The organism is Lacrimispora sp., assembly GCF_031982545.1.
Lineage (GTDB): Bacteria > Bacillota > Clostridia > Lachnospirales > Lachnospiraceae > Lacrimispora.
The window spans coordinates 42,379-61,742 of sequence record NZ_DALYXB010000001.1; the positions used below are offsets into that span (position 1 = coordinate 42,379).

20 protein-coding genes and 1 other annotated feature (1 of these 21 running past the window's edge) are annotated in these 19,364 nt (G+C 42.4%); of the genes, 2 read left to right on the forward strand and 18 right to left on the reverse strand.

Translation table 11 applies throughout. The annotated features are described in order from the left end of the window. Positions 1-37 precede the first annotated feature (37 nt). From efp to coaBC, 13 genes are all read right to left on the reverse strand, one after another. Positions 38-595 (reverse strand): elongation factor P, encoded by a 558-nt coding sequence (efp, locus tag ABS301_RS00175; protein ID WP_104439369.1) that lies wholly within the window; start codon positions 593-595, stop codon positions 38-40. A gap of 206 nt (positions 596-801) precedes the next feature. After that, positions 802-1,323 (reverse strand): YqeG family HAD IIIA-type phosphatase, encoded by a 522-nt coding sequence (locus tag ABS301_RS00180; protein WP_349670271.1) that lies wholly within the window; start codon positions 1,321-1,323, stop codon positions 802-804. 7 nt (positions 1,324-1,330) lie between these two features. Continuing rightward, on the reverse strand, positions 1,331-1,783 hold the full coding sequence (nrdR, locus tag ABS301_RS00185; protein WP_104439371.1) for a transcriptional regulator NrdR: 453 nt from the start codon (positions 1,781-1,783) through the stop codon (positions 1,331-1,333). An 86-nt stretch (positions 1,784-1,869) separates the two neighbouring features. After that, positions 1,870-2,130 (reverse strand): PRC-barrel domain-containing protein, encoded by a 261-nt coding sequence (locus ABS301_RS00190; protein ID WP_349670272.1) that lies wholly within the window; start codon positions 2,128-2,130, stop codon positions 1,870-1,872. Between the two features lie 59 nt (positions 2,131-2,189). Then, positions 2,190-3,014, reverse strand: a complete 825-nt coding sequence (locus tag ABS301_RS00195; RefSeq protein ID WP_349670273.1) for a DUF975 family protein — start codon at positions 3,012-3,014, stop codon at positions 2,190-2,192. Then, positions 3,011-3,337: a DUF4190 domain-containing protein gene (locus tag ABS301_RS00200; RefSeq protein ID WP_349670274.1), complete on the reverse strand. Its 327-nt coding sequence runs from the start codon at positions 3,335-3,337 to the stop codon at positions 3,011-3,013. Before ABS301_RS00200 ends, ABS301_RS00195 begins: the two co-directional genes overlap by 4 nt. 159 nt (positions 3,338-3,496) lie before the next feature. Continuing rightward, the gene (locus ABS301_RS00205; protein ID WP_349670275.1) at positions 3,497-4,399 is read right to left on the reverse strand and encodes a MetQ/NlpA family ABC transporter substrate-binding protein; all 903 of its coding nucleotides are present in this window, start codon (positions 4,397-4,399) and stop codon (positions 3,497-3,499) included. A gap of 46 nt (positions 4,400-4,445) precedes the next feature. Next, positions 4,446-5,111 (reverse strand): methionine ABC transporter permease, encoded by a 666-nt coding sequence (locus tag ABS301_RS00210; protein ID WP_349670276.1) that lies wholly within the window; start codon positions 5,109-5,111, stop codon positions 4,446-4,448. Then, positions 5,101-6,123 (reverse strand): methionine ABC transporter ATP-binding protein, encoded by a 1,023-nt coding sequence (locus ABS301_RS00215; RefSeq protein ID WP_349670277.1) that lies wholly within the window; start codon positions 6,121-6,123, stop codon positions 5,101-5,103. Before ABS301_RS00215 ends, ABS301_RS00210 begins: the two co-directional genes overlap by 11 nt. A 334-nt stretch (positions 6,124-6,457) precedes the next feature. After that, positions 6,458-7,861 carry a dipeptidase PepV gene (gene pepV / locus ABS301_RS00220; protein WP_349670278.1) on the reverse strand — a complete coding sequence of 468 codons (1,404 nt, stop codon included), beginning with the start codon at positions 7,859-7,861 and terminating at the stop codon, positions 6,458-6,460. A gap of 32 nt (positions 7,862-7,893) precedes the next feature. Next, positions 7,894-8,346 (reverse strand): GatB/YqeY domain-containing protein, encoded by a 453-nt coding sequence (locus ABS301_RS00225; RefSeq protein ID WP_349670279.1) that lies wholly within the window; start codon positions 8,344-8,346, stop codon positions 7,894-7,896. A gap of 48 nt (positions 8,347-8,394) precedes the next feature. Beyond that, positions 8,395-9,984: a peptide chain release factor 3 gene (locus tag ABS301_RS00230; protein WP_349670280.1), complete on the reverse strand. Its 1,590-nt coding sequence runs from the start codon at positions 9,982-9,984 to the stop codon at positions 8,395-8,397. 110 nt (positions 9,985-10,094) lie between these two features. Beyond that, entirely contained in the window at positions 10,095-11,276 is a 1,182-nt protein-coding gene (gene coaBC / locus ABS301_RS00235) for a bifunctional phosphopantothenoylcysteine decarboxylase/phosphopantothenate--cysteine ligase CoaBC (RefSeq protein ID WP_349670281.1), read from the reverse strand. Positions 11,277-11,360: 84 nt separating this feature from the next. Here coaBC and ABS301_RS00240 point away from each other — a divergent pair, with 84 nt between their 5' ends. Together ABS301_RS00240 and sigG are read left to right on the forward strand one after the other, a co-directional pair. Continuing rightward, positions 11,361-12,125 carry a type III pantothenate kinase gene (locus ABS301_RS00240; RefSeq protein ID WP_349670282.1) on the forward strand — a complete coding sequence of 255 codons (765 nt, stop codon included), beginning with the start codon at positions 11,361-11,363 and terminating at the stop codon, positions 12,123-12,125. Between the two features lie 111 nt (positions 12,126-12,236). Then, entirely contained in the window at positions 12,237-13,013 is a 777-nt protein-coding gene (gene sigG, locus ABS301_RS00245) for an RNA polymerase sporulation sigma factor SigG (protein ID WP_104439381.1), read from the forward strand. Positions 13,014-13,077: 64 nt separating this feature from the next. Here sigG and rsiV read toward each other — a convergent pair whose 3' ends face one another. From rsiV to ABS301_RS00270, 5 genes are all read right to left on the reverse strand, one after another. Continuing rightward, positions 13,078-13,935, reverse strand: coding sequence for an anti-sigma-V factor RsiV (gene rsiV, locus ABS301_RS00250; RefSeq protein ID WP_349670283.1), 858 nt, complete (start codon positions 13,933-13,935; stop codon positions 13,078-13,080). 20 nt (positions 13,936-13,955) lie between these two features. Then, positions 13,956-14,435, reverse strand: a complete 480-nt coding sequence (locus ABS301_RS00255; RefSeq protein ID WP_349670284.1) for an RNA polymerase sigma factor — start codon at positions 14,433-14,435, stop codon at positions 13,956-13,958. A gap of 113 nt (positions 14,436-14,548) precedes the next feature. Continuing rightward, positions 14,549-15,289, reverse strand: a complete 741-nt coding sequence (gene sigE / locus ABS301_RS00260; protein ID WP_349670285.1) for an RNA polymerase sporulation sigma factor SigE — start codon at positions 15,287-15,289, stop codon at positions 14,549-14,551. 29 nt (positions 15,290-15,318) lie between these two features. Next, entirely contained in the window at positions 15,319-16,155 is an 837-nt protein-coding gene (locus ABS301_RS00265; RefSeq protein WP_349670286.1) for a sigma-E processing peptidase SpoIIGA, read from the reverse strand. 291 nt (positions 16,156-16,446) lie between these two features. Further along, positions 16,447-19,086, reverse strand: a complete 2,640-nt coding sequence (locus tag ABS301_RS00270) for a valine--tRNA ligase (protein ID WP_349670287.1) — start codon at positions 19,084-19,086, stop codon at positions 16,447-16,449. A gap of 61 nt (positions 19,087-19,147) precedes the next feature. Beyond that, positions 19,148-19,364, reverse strand: a binding site (T-box leader); it runs 4 nt beyond the window's last position.

A 19,364-nucleotide genomic window follows, 5' to 3' on the forward strand; every position in this document is an offset into this window, starting at 1 on the left:
TAAATGACATTGGGACAGTCCGGTTCTTTTTTCCTGATTAAACTCTGGACAGGTATTCACCTGTACGTGTATCAATCTTAATCTTATCACCCTGTTCAACAAATAAAGGTACGTAAACCACTGCACCGGTTTCCACGGTAGCTGGCTTAGTAGCTCCCTGAGCAGTATCACCTTTAAATCCTGGCTCTGTATCAGTAATAACCAGTTCCACAAATAACGGAGGCTCTATAGAATATACCTTACCATTGTAAGAGCATACCTTTACTGTATCATTCTCTTTCACAAACTTTAGTGCATCTCCAACGACATCATCGCTTAATGCAACCTGTTCATAGCTGCTGGTATCCATAAAGTTATGAAGATCTCCATCGGCATACAGATACTGCATGTCTACTCTGTCGATTCTAGCCTGCGGAAACTTCTCTGTCGGGCGGAATGTGCGTTCTACAACGCCGCCGTTTACCACATCTTTAATCTTAGTTCTTACGAAAGCAGCACCTTTACCAGGTTTCACGTGCTGAAACTCCATAATCTGATATACAGTACCATCGATCTCCAATGTGATACCGTTTCTAAAATCACCCGCTGATATCATAAATGATATTCCTCCTTGAATTCACTTCTTAACCTTTTATATTCTATACTAAAATTAATGCATTTTCAACTGTTTTTTGCAAATATCTCCTTATTTCTTTATCATATACTAATCATTTATGATTAAAAAAGTCATCTGCATGTCCATGAAAACATTTCTCTTCTCTGATATTATAACCGGAAAATAACAAATATACCCGCCGACGGTTAGCGGCGCTTTAATTGCTTCATTTTCTTATTCTTGCGGTAATAATACAGAACAACGAACTCTAACGCCCGCTTTATTCTAATCTGAATCTCTTCTTTTGGATGGATCCGGCTGACCAGAATGCTGTAGATTCCAGCCCTCTTTGCGCCAAAAACATCGGTAAAAAGCTGGTCTCCTACAAAAATTGTATTGGACGAATTGGTACCCATAAGCTTCATGGCACGCTGATACCCTTCCACTCCAGGCTTTCTTCCTTTGAAAATAAAATTAAGACTGCCTGCATCCTTCGCGAAGGCGGACACTCTCGGTTCTTTGTTATTGGATAAAAGACAGGTTTCCATTCCCAGCTCATGAAGCCTTACAAACATCTTCTTCGCCCGGTTGTCCGCAGGTGCCCCATGGGGAACAAGGGTATTGTCAATATCAAAAATAATACCCCTGATTCCTTTTTTATAAAAATCCTCAAAGGGTATTTCATACGTGGAATTTACGTCTTCATCTGGATAAAATTTATGAAACATAGCTCTCCTATTTCTTTAATAATTTTCCTATTTCTTCCATAAAGGTATTCACATCTTTAAACTCTCTGTATACAGAAGCAAATCTTACATATGCCACTTCATCCACTTCCTGAAGCTTTTTCATAACCAGCTCTCCAATGACGGTGCTTTCCACTTCTTTTTCTTCCCTGTTAAATACCTGGGTTTCAATCTCATCTACCATGGCAGCGATCTGCTGGGAAGAAACCGGTCTTTTGTGGCAGGAGTGAAGAATTCCTGATTCTATCTTGGATCGGTCATAAACCTCTCTGGAATTATCTTTTTTTATAACCATAAGCGGCATGGTTTCCAGCTTTTCATAAGTGGTAAACCTCTTACCGCACTTTTCACATTGTCTGCGGCGTCTGATCGAACTGTTGTCGTCTGCCGGTCTGGAATCAATGACCTTTGTATCTGCCTCGTTGCAAAATGGACATTTCACGCCTCGGATCCTCCTGTCTTTCGGACTGTAACTTTTATTATGTATATCATAACTTACAATCCTTAGATTCGCAAGCCCATCTTCCATTAAATACCGCATTTTTCCGTTGCTTTTTCCAAATCCACGTTAACCAGTATAATATCCGGACCTACCTGTCTGATATCACAAAATGGAATTATATATTCTCTTTCCCGTACCAGAAAGCCGCAAAAGCATCCGGGACCTGGCACAATGATAGCCAGCAGACAGCCGGTTTCCATATCAAAATCCACGTCTCCTACAAAACCAAGACGTCTGCAGTCGCAGATATTAATCACTTCTTTTTGCTTCAGATCGCAAATGCGCATAAGACACACCTCCTATAGTGTATTCTATGCGCATGCAAATCCTGTGACACGGTTTCAAATTAAAATTCCTGTTTCTTAAGGGATTCATAAGAAGAATCGCAAAGATACACTTCAGGTTCTAAAATCATCTTCGGTTTCAGTTCATTATAGTATTCGGTTAATGTTGCGTACATATACGGCATAATCCAAAGATATGCGATTCCAAACGAGCAATAGCCAAGAAGAACCAGTCCCATAAAGCTTAAATTAATATAGAAAAGACTGCCCTTATTGCCTTTCATCATCTCTATGCTCTCTTTTAAGCATCTAAAAACCCCTTTATCTGGTGCTTCCACAAATATAAAACCGGCCTGGGCCAAATACAAAGATGTGATCGTGACACCGATTAAGAGCAACAGATAGGTAATGATCAGGAGTACTATCATGACAGGAATATAATTTGTAATTTCTGCCACCGCCAGTACTACATAATAAGGAATGGACCAAACCATTACAAGCAGGAAAATGATCAGACTCAGACCAATAAATTTATGAGGCTTGTTTTTAAATCCATAAAGCAGATCTGAAATATGTGCCGGTTTACTCTCACTGATATTTAAATAGATCTTTAAGGTTCCCGGCGTAAACAGGGAAATCAGTACAACCATAAGTATCATGGCAACCAACACCACTGCTATGATGATGATATATTCCGTTATATTGCCGCTAGTTCCGTATATACTGCCGGATCCCAGTATTCCACCGATGAGACTGGCAAAAAATACCATCATAAAAATGATTGTCATAATTGCGCCTACAATCAACTGAGCTCCAACACAGAGTCCATAATTACCCTGCAATTTCTGCTTTGCACGCTTTTTCAGTTCTTTTGATTTAATTTTCACTGAAACACACCTCCTGCAGTAAGCTTATCCATCACTCCCAAAGACACAAACAGAATTAACACGATCACTGTAAATATCAATGCAATCACAGAAGTAATCAGACCTGCAACGGCATTTCCCTCAAAACGGTCCTCGGTCTTGGATAACAGGGCAAATACAATCCCCAGACTGCCAAAAATAAGACCTCCGTAACAGCAGCAGGATGTAACGATGCCGATGATTCCCATTATCAGTGATGCAAGTGCCATATTATTCTGCTTTTTCTTCAGCGGCTGCTGGTATGTAGAAGGATTATCCAAATTCATTTGATTATCCTGATCCATGAATTATCATCTCCTTTTTTCGTAATAAAGGCATTATACATTATTTTCCATTGTATGTAAAATGAAGTTTTTCTTTCAATTTATATTTCTTTTCACACGGAAAAATGCAGCAGGGCTTTTAATCCCTGCTGCACGATGTTTTTTATCCCTATTTACTTATTAGAAGGAAGGAACAACCGCTCCCTTGTAAGTATCTTCAATAAACTTTTTCACGGTATCGCTGGTTAATGCTTCAACGAGGGCTTTTGTCTTCTCGTTTGTTTCATCTCCCTTACGGACTGCAACGATGTTGCTGTAACGGGTTGCTGCTGCTGAGGAAGCATCTTCTACTGCAAGTGCATCAGAAACTTTTAATCCGGCATCAATTGCATAGTTTCCGTTAATAACAGCTATATCTACATCACCAAGAGAGCGGGGAAGCTGGGCAGCCTCTACCTCAACGATTTTAAAGTTCTTATCATTCTTTACAATGTCATTCTTGGTTGCTTCCAGACCCACACCATCTTTTAACTGGATAAGTCCTTTGTCAGCCAGAAGATTTAATGCTCTTGCTTCATTGGATACATCATTTGGTACAGCGATCTGCGCTCCATCTGCAAGACTGTCCAGAGATTTGCTCTTTCCTGCATAGATTCCGTATGGCTCATAATGAATGGAGCCTGCGCTGACTAAATCAGTTCCTTTTTCCTGATTAAACTGATCTAAATATGGCTGATGCTGGAAGTAGTTGGCATCTAAGTCGCCGGAGTCAAGTGCTACGTTTGGCTGAACGTAATCAGTATACTCCTTTACTACCAGCTCATATCCTTTTTCCTTTAAAATATCTTTTGCAGCATTTAAAATCTCTGCATGAGGAGCAGGTGTTGCTCCTACCACAATTTTCTCCAGCTTGCCGGAAGCCTCTGTCTTACTCTCTGTTTCTGCCTTTGTCTCAGCTGCAGTAGTTTCCGTTTTGGACTCTGCTGCAGCCGTGGTAGCCGGTGCTTCTTTGCTTCCTGCGCAGCCGGTCAGTGCTCCTGCCAAAAGCAGGGTTGCGGTTAAAGCATAAAAAGATTTTTTCATAATGTTTTCCTCCTGAAAATTTATTTAATAACGCCAGTGGCAGTTACTATTTGATTCGCTTGTCACTCATTCTGGAAAGCTTCATGCCTGCTTCCTGAATTATCTGGACAATGATAACAAGAATGGCAACTGTAATAAACATCATCACAGTCTGATACCGGTAATAACCATATTTGATGGCGATATCTCCCAGACCGCCTCCGCCTACAAAACCAGACATTGCAGAGTAAGCAAGGATCGTGGTAACGGATAAAGCTGCTCCTACTAAAAGTGATGGCTTTGCTTCCGGCAGAAGCACTTTTAAGATAATCTGCATAGCGGAAGCTCCCATGGATTTAGCCGCTTCGATCACTCCGGCATCCACTTCTTTAAAGGAAGATTCCACCACTCTTGCAACATAAGGTGCAGATGCGATTACCAGAGGAGGGATGACAGCTTTTGCTCCCAGGGTCGTGCCAGCAATAATCTTGGTAATGGGCATTACCATAATCAGCAGAATAATAAAAGGCACGGACCGAAGCAGGTTGATGATCAGTCCCAGAATTCTCTGAAGCCAGGGAACCGGGTAGATTCCATCTTTATCCATAACAATCAGAATGATTCCTAAGGGTATTCCGATCAGATAAGCGAAAAAGGATGATGTGAAAGTCATGAACAGGGTTTCCCAGACACCTAATTTCAGCATCGCTATGGTTGCAGCATCAAAGGTCATAATCCTTCACCTCCTCAAAATTAATGTTTGCTGTTTTCAAATAATTTAAAATACGGTTCTGGTCAATTTCTTCTTCCGGAAGCTGAATCACCATCTGACCCATGGCGGTTCCCCCGATATCACGGGTTTCCGCATGCATAATATTTACCGGTACTTTACAGGCAAGTATCATATTGGATAGAACTGGTTCAAAGGAAGAACGTCCGTCAAAGGATATGCGGATTCTTCTGTTGCTGCCAAACCGTATGGCCTGTTCTGCCGCGTCTCCCAGAATCAGCTGTCTACCGATCTTGGATTTGGGTCCGGAAAAGATGTCAGCGACGCAGCCCACTTCCGCAATGTGGCTCTGGTCAATGATGGCAACCCGGTCGCAGATCGCTTCAATAACCGACATCTCATGGGTGATTACTACAACTGTAACTCCCATGTTTTTATTGATTTCTTTCAAAAGACCCAGTATGGATTTTGTAGTGTTAGGATCCAGGGCGCTGGTGGCTTCATCGCAAAGAAGAATCTTGGGATTTGTAGCAAGCGCTCTTGCTATTGCCACTCTTTGCTTCTGACCTCCGGAAAGCTGGGAAGGATAAGCTTTCGCCCGTTCCTTTAAACCAACCAGTTCCAGCAGTTCCATGGATCTTTTTATTGCTTCCTTTTTGGGCACATTGGCTATTTCAAGAGGGAAGCATACATTCTGCAGCACATTCCTTTGTGCAAGTAAATTAAACTGCTGAAAAATCATGCCCATGGATTGCCTTGCCCGTCTCTGCTTTCTGGGGCTCATGGCTGCCAGACTCTGATTTTCAAATAACACATCACCGGATGTGGGGACCTCTAAATAGTTGATACAACGGACAAGGGTACTTTTACCAGCACCGCTTAAACCAATAATTCCAAATATCTCTCCTCGTTCAATAGAGAGATTGATATCGTCCAATGCTTTAATGGGACCGTTTGAGGTGTAAAATTCTTTTCCCAGCCCAACCAGCTGAATAATAGGTTCTTCTGACTGCATGTGTCATTTCCTTTCTTTTTATGTACAAAAAGGCCGCAAGCCATGCACAGACCTGCGACCTGAAATTTCCGCATATGCGGTTTCCAGAGAACTCCTATCACAATCTATACAAATGAATTCCTTTATCGGTTTTTTACGCATTCAGAGAAACAACACATCATCATACACATGCCGTTCATCTGATCCATATTCATCTGCATAGCTGTTAACTGTCTCATGGCAGCCGCTCCTTTCCCCTAAATCCTACAGAGATAGTAGGTATATCCTTATGAGGCGTATTTTACGCTCTCTTATCTCATTTGTCAATAGTTTTTTTGATATACGGAACTATTATTTATGAACAGAGATCTACTATTACCTGTGCAAAGATCTTTGCGCTCACCAGCAGTTCGTCTACGACAGCAAATTCATCGGCTCCATGCATGCGGTTATCCGTTCCAGGCAAAGAGGCTCCAAAAGCGACACCGTTATTCAACTCATGAACATAGGTTCCACCTCCCATGGAAATACACTCTCCCTTTAAACCGGTATAGGATTCATAGGCATTTAAGAGGGTCTTTACGAAATCTGAATTTCCGTCTACGTGGTGAGGCGGGCGCATGGAATCATTATGCAGGGTAAATCCCTTTTCTTCCATATTCTTTTTCACTACATCAAGGACATTTTCCTTTGTTGCACAGATAGGACAGCGGCTGTCAAAGGTTCCGGAAAGGCCGGACTGTGTCACTTCTAATAGGCTGAATGCCAGCGTTAATCCACCTGAAAGTTCATCACTCATGGCAATGCCAAGAGCTTTCCCTTCTGTGTCACCGTGAGGAATCAGCTCAAGAAGGCGTTCAATCATGGTGATCTGAGGACATTTTGCAAATGGAAGCCTTGTTAAATAAACCAAAAGACCGGTTAATGCATTATTGCCCTCTTTTGGTGTGGAGGCATGGGCACTTTCTCCCACAGCGGTAATGTGAGCCAGTTCGCCCTCGAAAGCCAGTTCAAAACCAACTCCGGTCTCCTGCTCACATTCTGAGGCGATACTGGTTAATACCTCTTTGTCCAGGCCGGCAACAGAAGCATTGGCCTTACCCGGCACAACATTTACCTTAACACCTGCTTTGATGCTTACAAGCTTTGGAAGTGCATCCGACGGTTCCCAGTCAGCTGTAAAATGTCCGTTTAATCCGCCTTTTTCCGTGTTGACAACTGGAAATGCCCCGTCTGGAGAAAATGTCATGGGTGCTTCCTTTTCGATGGAATAATAATGGGCAATATCGGAACTGCCGCATTCTTCATCGGTTCCAAGGATCAGGCGTACATTCTTCTTTAACGGTATGTTTAATTCCTTCACTGCACGCATGGCATAAAGAGCTGCCATTGCAGGTCCTTTATCATCGGAGGTTCCTCTTCCGAATAATTTATCCCCTTTTACAACTGGTTCAAAGGGTTCTGTCTCTTTCCAGCCTTCTCCTGCCGGCACCACATCCAGATGAGCCAGAATATCAAGCTGGTGTTCCTTATCATTTAAATCGGCTGTTCCCACATAGTTATCATAATTGGTAATGGTAAAACCATAAGAGTCCGCGATATCAAGCGCTTCCTCCAGCGCCTGAAATGCTCCGGGACCATAAGGCATCCCTTCTTTGTAAGGCATCTTCTCACTGTTGATTCTGCAAAGCCTGCAGATATCTTCAATCATTTCCTCCTTATGAGAATCAATGTACTGGCCAATCTCTTTCTTATACATAAATCCGCACCCCTTTCTGCTTTACTGTCTTTTTATTTCATCATGGCAGCCAGTGTCTCGTTCACTACCTTACCATCTGCTTTTCCCTTAACTTTAGGCATCAGAACTTTCATGATCTTTCCCTTGTCCGCAGCAGTGGGTGTTTCAATTCCAAGTTCTGTAAGCACACCGCTTATGATCTCCTTAATCTGATCCACACCCATATCCTCTGGAGCGAACTCTTTGTATACTGCTATTCTGAAAGTAGCCTCTTCTTTTATGTCAGTACGGTCTGCCGGCGCCTGCTCAAAGGTCTCCTGAGTCTGTCTCAGCTCCTTTTTCACAACTGTATCTGCTTCTTCATCCGTAATGGGCGTATGGTCTTTCTTATCAATCTCAAAATTCTTAAGAGCGGAAAGAAGCATGGATAATGCATCTTTTCTCTGCTTATCCTTTGCCTTCATCGCTTCTACCATCGCCTGTCTTACTACATCAATTCTACTCATTGTCTGCTGCCTCCTTGTTTTTATACATGACCAGATTCTGCTGATTAATTAGTTGTGCCCGAATTCTGAAAGTCTGAGATCCGGATTACGGTCCAGTACCATTCCGACACTCCAGCTGTTTACAAAAAGCAGAAGTGGGTTATCTTTTAAGTCCTTAATACGTTTCATGTCGGATGTTCCCTGAATTTTCGCCACATCAACTTCCGCGCTGTTTTCTATCCAGCGGATATGCTCATATGGCAGCTTTTCAAGCTTCACTTCCACGTTGTATTCATTCTCCAGACGATAGGTAAGAACTTCAAACTGCAGTTCTCCCACCACACCTACAATGATCTCTTCCATTCCGGTATTAAATTCCTGAAAAATCTGGATCGCACCTTCCTGGGCGATCTGATTCACACCTTTAATAAACTGCTTGCGCTTCATGGTATCAATCTGACGCACTCTGGCAAAATGCTCCGGTGCAAAAGTAGGGATTCCTTCGAATTCATATTTTTCATTGGATTTGCAGAGGGTATCTCCGATGGAGAAAATACCTGGATCAAATACACCGATGATATCTCCGCCATATGCCTCTTCTATAATCTTTCTGTCCTGGGCCATCATTTGCTGTGGCTGGGATAATCGCAGTTTTTTTCCTCCCTGAACATGATTCACTTCCATTCCGGCATCAAACTTACCGGAAACGATTCTCATAAAAGCAATCCTGTCTCTGTGGGCCTTATTCATATTTGCCTGGATCTTAAAGACAAACGCAGAAAAATCCTCATCAAAAGGATCAACCACACCTGTGGTGGTCAGTCTTGGAAGAGGTGAAGTGGTCATCTGAAGAAAATGTTGTAAAAATGTTTCAACACCGAAATTGGTCAGCGCAGAGCCGAAAAATACGGGAGATAAATCACCTCTGCCAACCCGTTCCATATCCAGTTCATCACTGGCACCGTCAAGAAGTTCAATCTCGTCCATCAGCTGTCTATGGAAGGATTCTCCGATTAAGTCATCCACCTGGCTGTCTCCCAACTGAACTTCAGTGGATTCTACTTCTTTTTGTCCATTCATGGCTGCCTTAAAGGTGGTAATTGTACCCTTAAATCTGTCATAAACACCTTTAAACTCTCTGCCGCAGCCAATAGGCCAGTTCACCGGGCAGGTTCTGATACCAAGAACGGATTCAATCTCATCCATCAGCTCAAAGGGATCTCTTGCCTCCCGATCCATTTTATTTATAAAGGTAAAAATAGGTATATGCCTCATTACACAAACTTTAAAAAGCTTAATCGTCTGTGCTTCCACACCCTTGGAACCATCAATAACCATGACTGCAGAATCTGCCGCCATCAAAGTACGGTACGTATCCTCAGAGAAATCCTGGTGTCCCGGGGTGTCCAAAATATTAATACAAAATCCGTCGTAATTAAACTGTAGCACGGAGGAGGTTACGGAAATACCTCTTTCCTTTTCGATCTCCATCCAGTCGGAAACCGCATGCCTTGATGACTTTCTTCCCTTTACAGAGCCTGCTAAATTAATGGCTCCTCCATATAGAAGAAACTTCTCTGTCAGTGTGGTCTTTCCCGCATCTGGATGGGAAATGATGGCAAATGTTCTTCTCTTCTTTATTTCTTCTGCAATATTCACAAAAATAATTCCTCCAATTATACGTCTGGGTCTCGTCTATTGTAGTATGATTCCAACCATAAGTCAAGATTCTCTCTGGCAGTTGGAATACGGAATTTTTCCTGTTGTGCCTAAAAAATCTCAGATAGAAGGCGGTGTGCTACTTCTTCTTTTGTCATCTTTTCCAGAGCAATCTCTCTGTCCTTTGTAATGATGGTAACTACGTTGGTGTCAGTTCCGAATCCGGCGCCTTCCACCTTTAGATTGTTGGCTACAATCATATCAATTTTTTTACGGTTTAATTTTTCCCTGGAATTTTCCAGCATATTCTCTGTTTCCATGGAAAATCCGCAGAGAAACTGGCCTTTCGTTTTGTGTTCTCCAAGCCATTTTAAAATATCTTCCGTCCGTTCCAGCGAAAGAGTTAAATCTCCATCTTTTTTCTTAGTCTTTTCTGTATTTACCTCTTTGGGGCGATAATCCGCAACTGCTGCGGCCTTGATCACTGCATCCTGTTCCCTGGCTTCTTTTGTCACAGCCTCAAACATGTCTGCAGCGCTTTCTACCTCTATGACTTTTACAAAAGAAGGTTTTTTAATCTCCGTTTTTCCAGTCACCAGTGTGACGCTGGCTCCTCTTAAAGCCGCAGCTCTGGCGATTGCATATCCCATCTTACCAGTGGAAAAATTAGTGAGATACCGAACCGGATCCAGTGCTTCTCTTGTTGGTCCTGCTGTAACAAGAATCCGTTTTCCTTCCAGATCCTTTTCATAAGCTGCTTCTTTTTCAATGTATTCAAAAAGAGTCTCCGGCTCCGGCATCTTGCCTGCCCCGACATCCCCGCATGCCAGATAGCCCACCGCCGGAGTAATCACTTCCATGTCATAGGACTGGCAGATTCTTATATTATCCTGTACTATGGGATTTTCATACATGTTTGTATTCATGGCAGGGGCAATGATCTTCTTACACTTACATGCTAAAACCGTTGTGGAAAGCATATCATCTGCCATACCATGGGCAAGCTTTGCAATTACGTTGGCACTGGCCGGAGCAATCATCACCACATCCGCTAACTTGGCAATGGAAACATGTTCAACCTGATACTGAAAATTGCGGTCAAAGGTATCCACCAGGCATTTATTGCCGGTCAGTGATTCAAACGTAATTGGATTTATAAAATTAGTGGCATTCTCCGTCATGATTACATGGACGTTACAGCCTTGTTTCACCAGCATGCTGGCAAGCCCCGCCGTTTTATAAGCAGCGATGCTTCCTGTAACACCCAGAATTATATTTTTTCCTATCAGCATAATCGCCTCCCGTTGTTTTTCATTTAAAAATATGATACTCTACAGTATAACACAAGAAAAAAAAGTTGGAAAGGAGTTCTCTCCATGATTTTAGCCATCGATATTGGAAACAGTAACATTGTCATAGGAGGCATAGACAGCAGCAAAACATATTTTGTTGAACGGGTCAACACCAATCACAGAAAGACAGAACTGGAATATGCCGTGAATATAAAGGATATTATGGATCTTAACGGATTTTCAATTTCTTCAATAGAGGGATCCATTGTCTCTTCCGTTGTTCCTCCACTCACAGAGGTAATTCTTTCAGCAGTCAGAAAACTGACAGGCAGCACGCCTCTTCTCGTAGGATCAGGAATGAAGACCGGTTTAAATATCAAAATGGATAATCCCAAGTCGGTAGGAAGTGACTTAATTGTAGATGCAGTTGCTGCGTTAAAGGATTTTACACCTCCCATTATCGTCATTGATATGGGAACCGCCACTACCGTATCCGTCATCGATCAACATGGGAATTTTACCGGTGGGATCATATTCCCCGGACTTCGGGTTTCTCTTGATTCCTTAAGCAGCCGGGCCGCCCAGCTTCCTTATATCGGTTTGGATAAGCCCGGAAAAATTATTGGGAAAAACACCATTGACAGCATGAAAAACGGCATTCTGTACGGCAACGCAGCCATGATTGACGGTATCATAGACCGGATGCAGGAAGAAATTCAAATGGAAGCCAGTCTTGTGGCGACTGGCGGTCTGGCTTCTTCTGTTGTCTCTCTCTGCCGCCACAAAATCCACTATGACGATGCTCTGCTGTTAAAAGGTCTGCAGATTTTATACGAAAAAAACAGGTAAAACAGATCCGCCCAAAAACTGGAAATAAATTTTAATTCAGCGATCGTATAAAAGCCCTCGAATAAGTACATCATTTCTATGTAAGAGATTAAATGATGCGGAGGGAAAGATATGTCTGGATACAAAGTAGAGATTTGCGGCGTCAATACTTCCAAACTGCCTCTTCTGAGCAACGAAGAGAAGGAAGTTCTTTTCAAGCGGATACTTAACGGAGATAAAAAGGCCAGAGAAGATTACATCAGGGGAAACTTAAGACTGGTTCTCAGTGTAATACAGCGTTTTTCCGGCAGCAGTGAAAATGTGGACGATTTGTTTCAAATTGGCTGCATTGGCCTGATCAAGGCCATTGATAATTTTGATATCACTCAGAATGTAAGGTTTTCCACATATGCAGTGCCTATGATTCTGGGTGAGGTACGGCGTTATCTTCGGGATAATAACTCCATCCGTGTCAGCCGTTCCCTGCGTGATACTGCTTATAAAGCAATCTACGCCAAAGAAAACCTGATGAAAAAGAACTTAAAAGAACCCACACTTATGGAAATTGCAGATGAAATCGGGGTCAGCAAGGAAGATATTACCTATGCGCTTGATGCGATTCAGAGCCCGGTAAGTTTATATGAACCGGTTTACTCGGATGGGGGAGATCCTCTGTTTGTCATGGATCAGATCAGTGATAAGAAAAACCTGGAGGAAAACTGGGTAGAGGACATCTCGTTAAACGAGGCCATGAGAAGACTTCCAGAGAGGGAACGGCATATTATTGATATGCGTTTCTTTGAAGGCAAGACCCAGACGGAAGTTGCGGAAGAGATCCATATCAGTCAGGCTCAGGTCAGCCGGCTGGAAAAAAACGCTCTTAAAACTATGAAGAATTACCTTTCATAAAGCTCTATGCGTGACTCACACGGCATAAGCCCACCTTTTTAAAAGGCAGGCTTAGCTTACATAGTTAAAATTCAACTGTAGATTTCGGAATGGTAAATTCCACAGAACCCATATATCCGGGAGCTACTTCATACTCGTCAAATACAATGACCAGTTCTCCGTTTTTATTAAAATAAAAATCCTCTTCTCCTGTAATCCGGTCAAATCCATCTCCGTCTTTTTCCTTAACAAAGTAAGTCAGTGAATCATCCTTTGACACCTGGTCTTTCATTTGTGTTTTAATACTTTCCGTTATGGCTTCCTGATACCCCGGCTTATCAGTCAGTAAATCCTTAAGAGAGACTTCTTTTCCTGTTTTTTTATCAATGTTAAATATTTTAACAGACTCTGCACCGCTTGCCATAATAACGGTAGTATTGATCCGAAGGGATAAATACGTTTCATTATCTGCTATTACTTCATAGGAAGATGTAACGGAGTAATGCCCGTCACCTGCCAGATCAGCCGTCACCTGCTTTTCATATTCTTTAATCAGCTGATTTGCATAATCTTCAATGGAATGGTTTACCTGACCGCTGTCATTGTTTCCGATTGATACCTTGGGAATATCTATCTTTGCATCGTAATTTCCTTTTTCATCTTCAAAGGTTCTGAATGTCACAACTTTTGCTATTGCACCCAAAACAGGGATATCTTCCATGGCGCTTGCTGTCACAGAGCTTAAATTAGCCATAGCTCCAATGGTAAGTAATGCAGCTGCAGCTGCAGCCCCTGTTCTTTTCAATGATCTCATAATGATTCTCCTTCTCTTTTCTTCCTTTGCCTTTTTGATTCCCTGTTTCATGCAGTCGTATGCCGCTGCTGGCACTGGTATACTAAAATATTCTTCTTTTAATTCATTCAGTCTGTCTTTGCCTTCCAAGTTTTCAGCCCCTTTCTTAATCAGACGTGTTCTGTTTCCAGTGTAACCCGGATCTTTTTCAGTGCACGGTACAACCTGGTTTTTACCGTATTGACATTCATATTCAGTGCATCTGCGATCTCTTCCAGTTTAAAGTCTTCAAAAAATTTCAATATGACAATGGTTCGTTCCTCTTCATTTAGAAACGCAATCATCTCTTTGGGATCATCACCCTGATACTGATCCTCATGAGGAATTTCCAAATCATAAATACTTACCGTTTCATTGTTCCGCTTTCTTAAAAAATCAATGGAAGTATTGATTACAATCCTGTAAATCCAGGTGGAAAGGAGGCTTTGGTCTTTTAACTTTCTTATATCTTTCAGCACTTTATATGCGCTCTCCTGGACAATGTCCAACGCGTCGGATTCATTTTTTGCATAGCTGAATGCCAGCCTGTAATATTTCTCATAATTGTTAAGAATCAGACTCTCTGCCTGTTCTTCAATCTTTTGTTTCATCTCTTCCTCCTTTTTCGTCTTCTAAATTATTAGACGAATGATAAGCAGTAAAAGTTTCAGGTTTATAAAAAAAAAGAAAGACCCTTTTGAGTCTTTCCTTATTTTAACCACATTTATTCAAATCGCACAATTTCTTTTTTCAGCCTCTTCATGATTTTTTTCTCAAGTCTTGATATGTAAGATTGGGAAATGCCAAGTAAATCCGCCACTTCCTTCTGGGTCATCTCTTCCCCGTCCTCATCGGAAAGACCAAACCGCAGTTCCACAATTTTGCGCTCTCTGGGGCTTAAACGGCTGATTGCTGAGTTAAGAAGGTTTCTTTCCACCTCTGTTTCTAAGTCTTTATATATTACATCCTCATCTGTGCCAAGAATATCGGACAAAAGAAGCTCATTTCCATCCCAATCCACATTCAAAGGCTCATCAATGGATACTTCCATCTTTGTCTTATTATTTCTTCTCAAATACATGAGTATTTCGTTTTCAATGCAACGGGAAGCATAAGTAGCCAGTTTTATATTTTTAGTCGGGTTAAAGGTATTAATCGCTTTAATCAATCCGATGGTACCGATGGAAATTAAATCTTCCACACCAACACTCGTATTATCAAATTTTTTAGCTATATATACCACCAGGCGGAGATTGTGTTCAATTAATTCTGATTTCGCTTTCTGATCGTCTCCTCCTCCAAGAAGTGCAATAATCTGAGCTTCTCTCTCATTATCCAGGGGCGCTGGCAGGATATCCGCACCTCCAATGTAATGGATTTCCCCCTGAGACGGCATCATCAATGTTCTGAATGTAGGAATTGCTTTAAACTGAAAACGATTTGGTACAGACACTTTTATAATCATATCGACACTCTCTCCTTTACATCAAACAATCACTCATCGTGCAGCAGCATCTGATACTCTCCGCTTGAGGACAGGGCCTTTTTGCAGACAGCAATCAGAGGCTTTTCAATTATTCTCACATCATCTCCCTGACGTACCTCCATCTCGTCTAAAAAAATACCGGGCATGACTCCGTTTGATTTTCCAACGCTTCCAAATGGAATATAGACCACTTCTGAAACGCTTTCACAGAGTTCCCGGACGGCTTCGTAGGTCACAACATGGGCTGGGCGGCGGCTTACCGGCTCATAAAGGCGGTTTCCTGTATCAAGAAGAGCAGTCACCTTCTTTTCCTTTCCTCTGTAATGCATGGTGACTTCATAAAAATTACTCTTTGCTTTCCACAGTCCCGGCAGCCATCGAAGCATGACCCGGATTCCAAAATAGGACCCGGCTCCCAAAAAAATCAACTGGTAAAAAGGTATGGCCTTGCCTGTATTTCCTCTAAGAATCTGTTCTATATAATAGCCAGCCTTCGTATGCTGATATAGGAACTCCATAATTCCTCCTACAGCCACAGCAGCCAGATAAAGGGCTATTAATCCTTTTCCGATATCTTTGGGTCTCTTTAAGTCGAAAGCCGTCATTACCATCAGGGTACTGACTCCCAGATAAGTAACTGCCATCTCAAACAAAACAGGCAAATATGGAAAAGCAGCGGCAAACACGGCCCACACTGCTCCTAAAACTGCCCCCAGAATCAGCCTCCATCGGATCAGACGGTACTTCATTGCCCGTCTTACGATAGACAATACCAGAAAATCCATGGTAAAATTAATAAAGAACAATACATCTATGTACAGGTTAAGTTCCGTTGCTGCGTTCACCTCCCGCCCTGTAGGAACATTATAGCCAGTTATCCATTCAGAATTTGTCAAAACCACGGAAAAAATTCCACTTTTTCATCGTCTTTTTCCAACCCCCTGTGTCACTTCCCGACAGTATTTTACAGTCCCAATCTGATATTTTTGTCTTACCCTCACTTATTTGGAAATGAACGGCAGGGCTGAGAATGATTCTAAACCAATCCCGGACAGCAAAAAAACAGCCGGACACGAGTATTTTCCGTGTTCGACTGTTTTTTCATACAAAATTAAATTGTCGATTTTTTTAAAGCTTTAAGAGAGCTGGGAAAGACGTTCCTTCACCTGTTCCATCATCTGAGCATATTTCTCAAGTTTTGCTTTTTCTTCTTCGATTTTTGCCTCAGGCGCCTTGCTTACGAATTTTTCGTTGCTTAACATGGTACGCACACGGGACAATTCCTTTTCCAGACGTTCTTCTTCCTTCTTCAGACGGTCAATTTCTTTTTCAATATCAACCAGTTCTGCAAATGGCATATAGATGACAGCCTGATGAATCACTGCTGAAACCGCATCCTCGCCGATTCCTGACTTGTCCTTTTGAATGAATACCTCGCCTGCATAACCAAGGGTTGCAAAGAATACTTTGCTGTGTTCAAAAATATCAAGCATTTCCTGGTTCTCAGAAACCACATATACCTTTGCTTTCTTGCTGGGAGGAACATTCATGGAGGTTCTGACGTTTCTGATTCCTCTTACTGCCTCTTTAATGGTTTCTACTGCCAGTTCTTCCGCTTCGAATGCATATTCTTCTCTGTATTCCGGCCAGTTTGAGATCATGATTGACTCTTCTTCCTCCTGAAGATTACAGAAAATCTCTTCCGTCAAGAACGGCATGTAGGGGTGAAGAAGTTTCAGGGAGTTAATTAAAACAGTTTTTAAGGTCCATACAGCAGCATTCTTTGTGGTGTCTTCTTCATTCCACAGCCTTGGTTTCACCATCTCGATATACCAGTCACAGAATTCTTCCCAGATAAAATCATAAACTTTGGAAAGAGCAATTCCAAGCTCATATTTATCCAGATTTTCTGTCACATCCCTGGCAAGGGTATTGGCTTTTGACAAGATCCATTTATCCGCCATGGTAAGCTCAGAAAGTTCTGCCTTTGCATCAGGAGCCTTTTCAATATTCATCATGATAAAACGGGAAGCATTCCAGACTTTATTGGCAAAGTTTCTGCTTGCCTCTACCCGCTCCCAGTAAAAACGCATATCATTTCCAGGGGCATTTCCGGTAATCAGCGTCATTCTGAGAGCGTCTGCACCGTATTTATTGATAACCTCCAGAGGATCAATCCCATTTCCCAGGGATTTACTCATTTTTCTTCCCTCTGAATCTCTTATCAGTCCATGAATCAGCACGGTATGGAATGGAAGCTCCCCTGTCTGCTCAATTCCGGAGAATACCATACGGATAACCCAGAAGAAAATGATATCATAGCCGGTTACAAGAACACTGGTAGGATAAAAATATTTTAAATCCTCTGTATTGTCGGGCCAGCCAAGGGTTGAGAATGGCCAGAGTGCTGAGGAAAACCAGGTATCAAGGGTATCTTCATCCTGTGTAAAGTGAGTACCTCCGCACTTTGGACAACCATCAGGTGAATCTTTGGATACAATAATTTCATGGCACTCATCACAATAATATGCCGGAATTCTGTGACCCCACCAAAGCTGTCTGGAGATACACCAGTCCCGGATATTCTCCAGCCAGTGAAGGTAGATCTTATCAAAACGTTCCGGAACGAATTTCAGCTTGCCAGTTTTCAATGCTTCGATTGCTGGTTTCGCCATCTCTTCCATCTTCACGAACCACTGCTGCTTTACCATTGGCTCTACTGTAGTCTTACAACGGTCATGGGTACCAACTGCATGGGCATGGGGAACTACCTTAACCAAAAGTCCCAGTTCCTCTAAGTCTTTTACAATTGCCTTTCTGGCTTCATAACGTTCCATGCCGTTATACTTGCTTCCTGCAAGAGATATGGTAGCATCATCGTTCATAATTGTCAGTTCCGGCAGCTGATGTCTTCTTCCCACTTCAAAGTCGTTGGGGTCATGAGCCGGTGTGATCTTAACGCATCCAGTCCCAAATTCTTTGTCAACATAGGAATCTGCAATGACTGGAATCTCTCTTCCAGTCAGTGGGAGTGTTAACATCTTACCGATGATGTCCTGATAACGCTCATCATCGGGATTGACTGCAACTGCCGTATCGCCTAAGAGGGTTTCCGGTCTGGTGGTTGCAATTTCCACAAATCTGCCTTCTTCACCGGCAATGGGGTAGTTTATATGCCAGAAAAAGCCATTCTGGTCTTCATGCTCTACCTCTGCATCAGAAATAGAAGTCTGGCACACAGGACACCAGTTTACAATCCTGGAACCCTTATAGATAAAACCTTTTTTGTGCAGCCGGATGAAAACTTCCTGTACTGCCTCGGAGCATCCCTCATCCATTGTAAAACGCTCTCTGTCCCAGTCAGCGGAAGATCCCATCTTGTGAAGCTGGTTAATAATTTTGCTTCCGTAATCTTTTCTCCAGTCCCAGCATTTTTCCAAAAAGCCATCCCGTCCCAAATCTGCTTTCTCAATTCCCTGGGCTCTTAAGCTTTCAATTACTTTTACTTCTGTGGCAATGGCTGCATGATCCGTTCCCGGCTGCCATAAAGCCTCAAAGCCCTGCATCCTCTTATAGCGGATCAGAATATCCTGCATGGTATTATCAAGGGCATGACCCATATGAAGATGACCGGTAATATTGGGTGGGGGCATTACAATGGTAAATGGTTTCTTATCCTTATTTGGTTTGGCATGGAAATACTTTTTGTCCAGCCATTTCTGATAAAGTTTGCCTTCAATCCCTGACGGATCATAGGTTTTTTCCAACTCTTTCATAATCTACTCCTTTTGTCAGCTCGTTATTTGGGAAAACAAAAAGCCCTCTGCATCCGAAGACACAAAGGGCGTATAAACGCGGTACCACCTTTATTATGGCAGACTCTGCCATATCTTTACGGCCTTTAACGGGACCACTCGTGAAAGCTTACTGTATCATAAAACTTCAGCTTTCCAGTTCCGAAGCTACCTTCCGCATACACTACCTTAACCGTCTTTCAGCCAGTGAACGGTTCTCTCTTTCAGGGTTATGTGCGTACTCCTCTTCATCAATACCT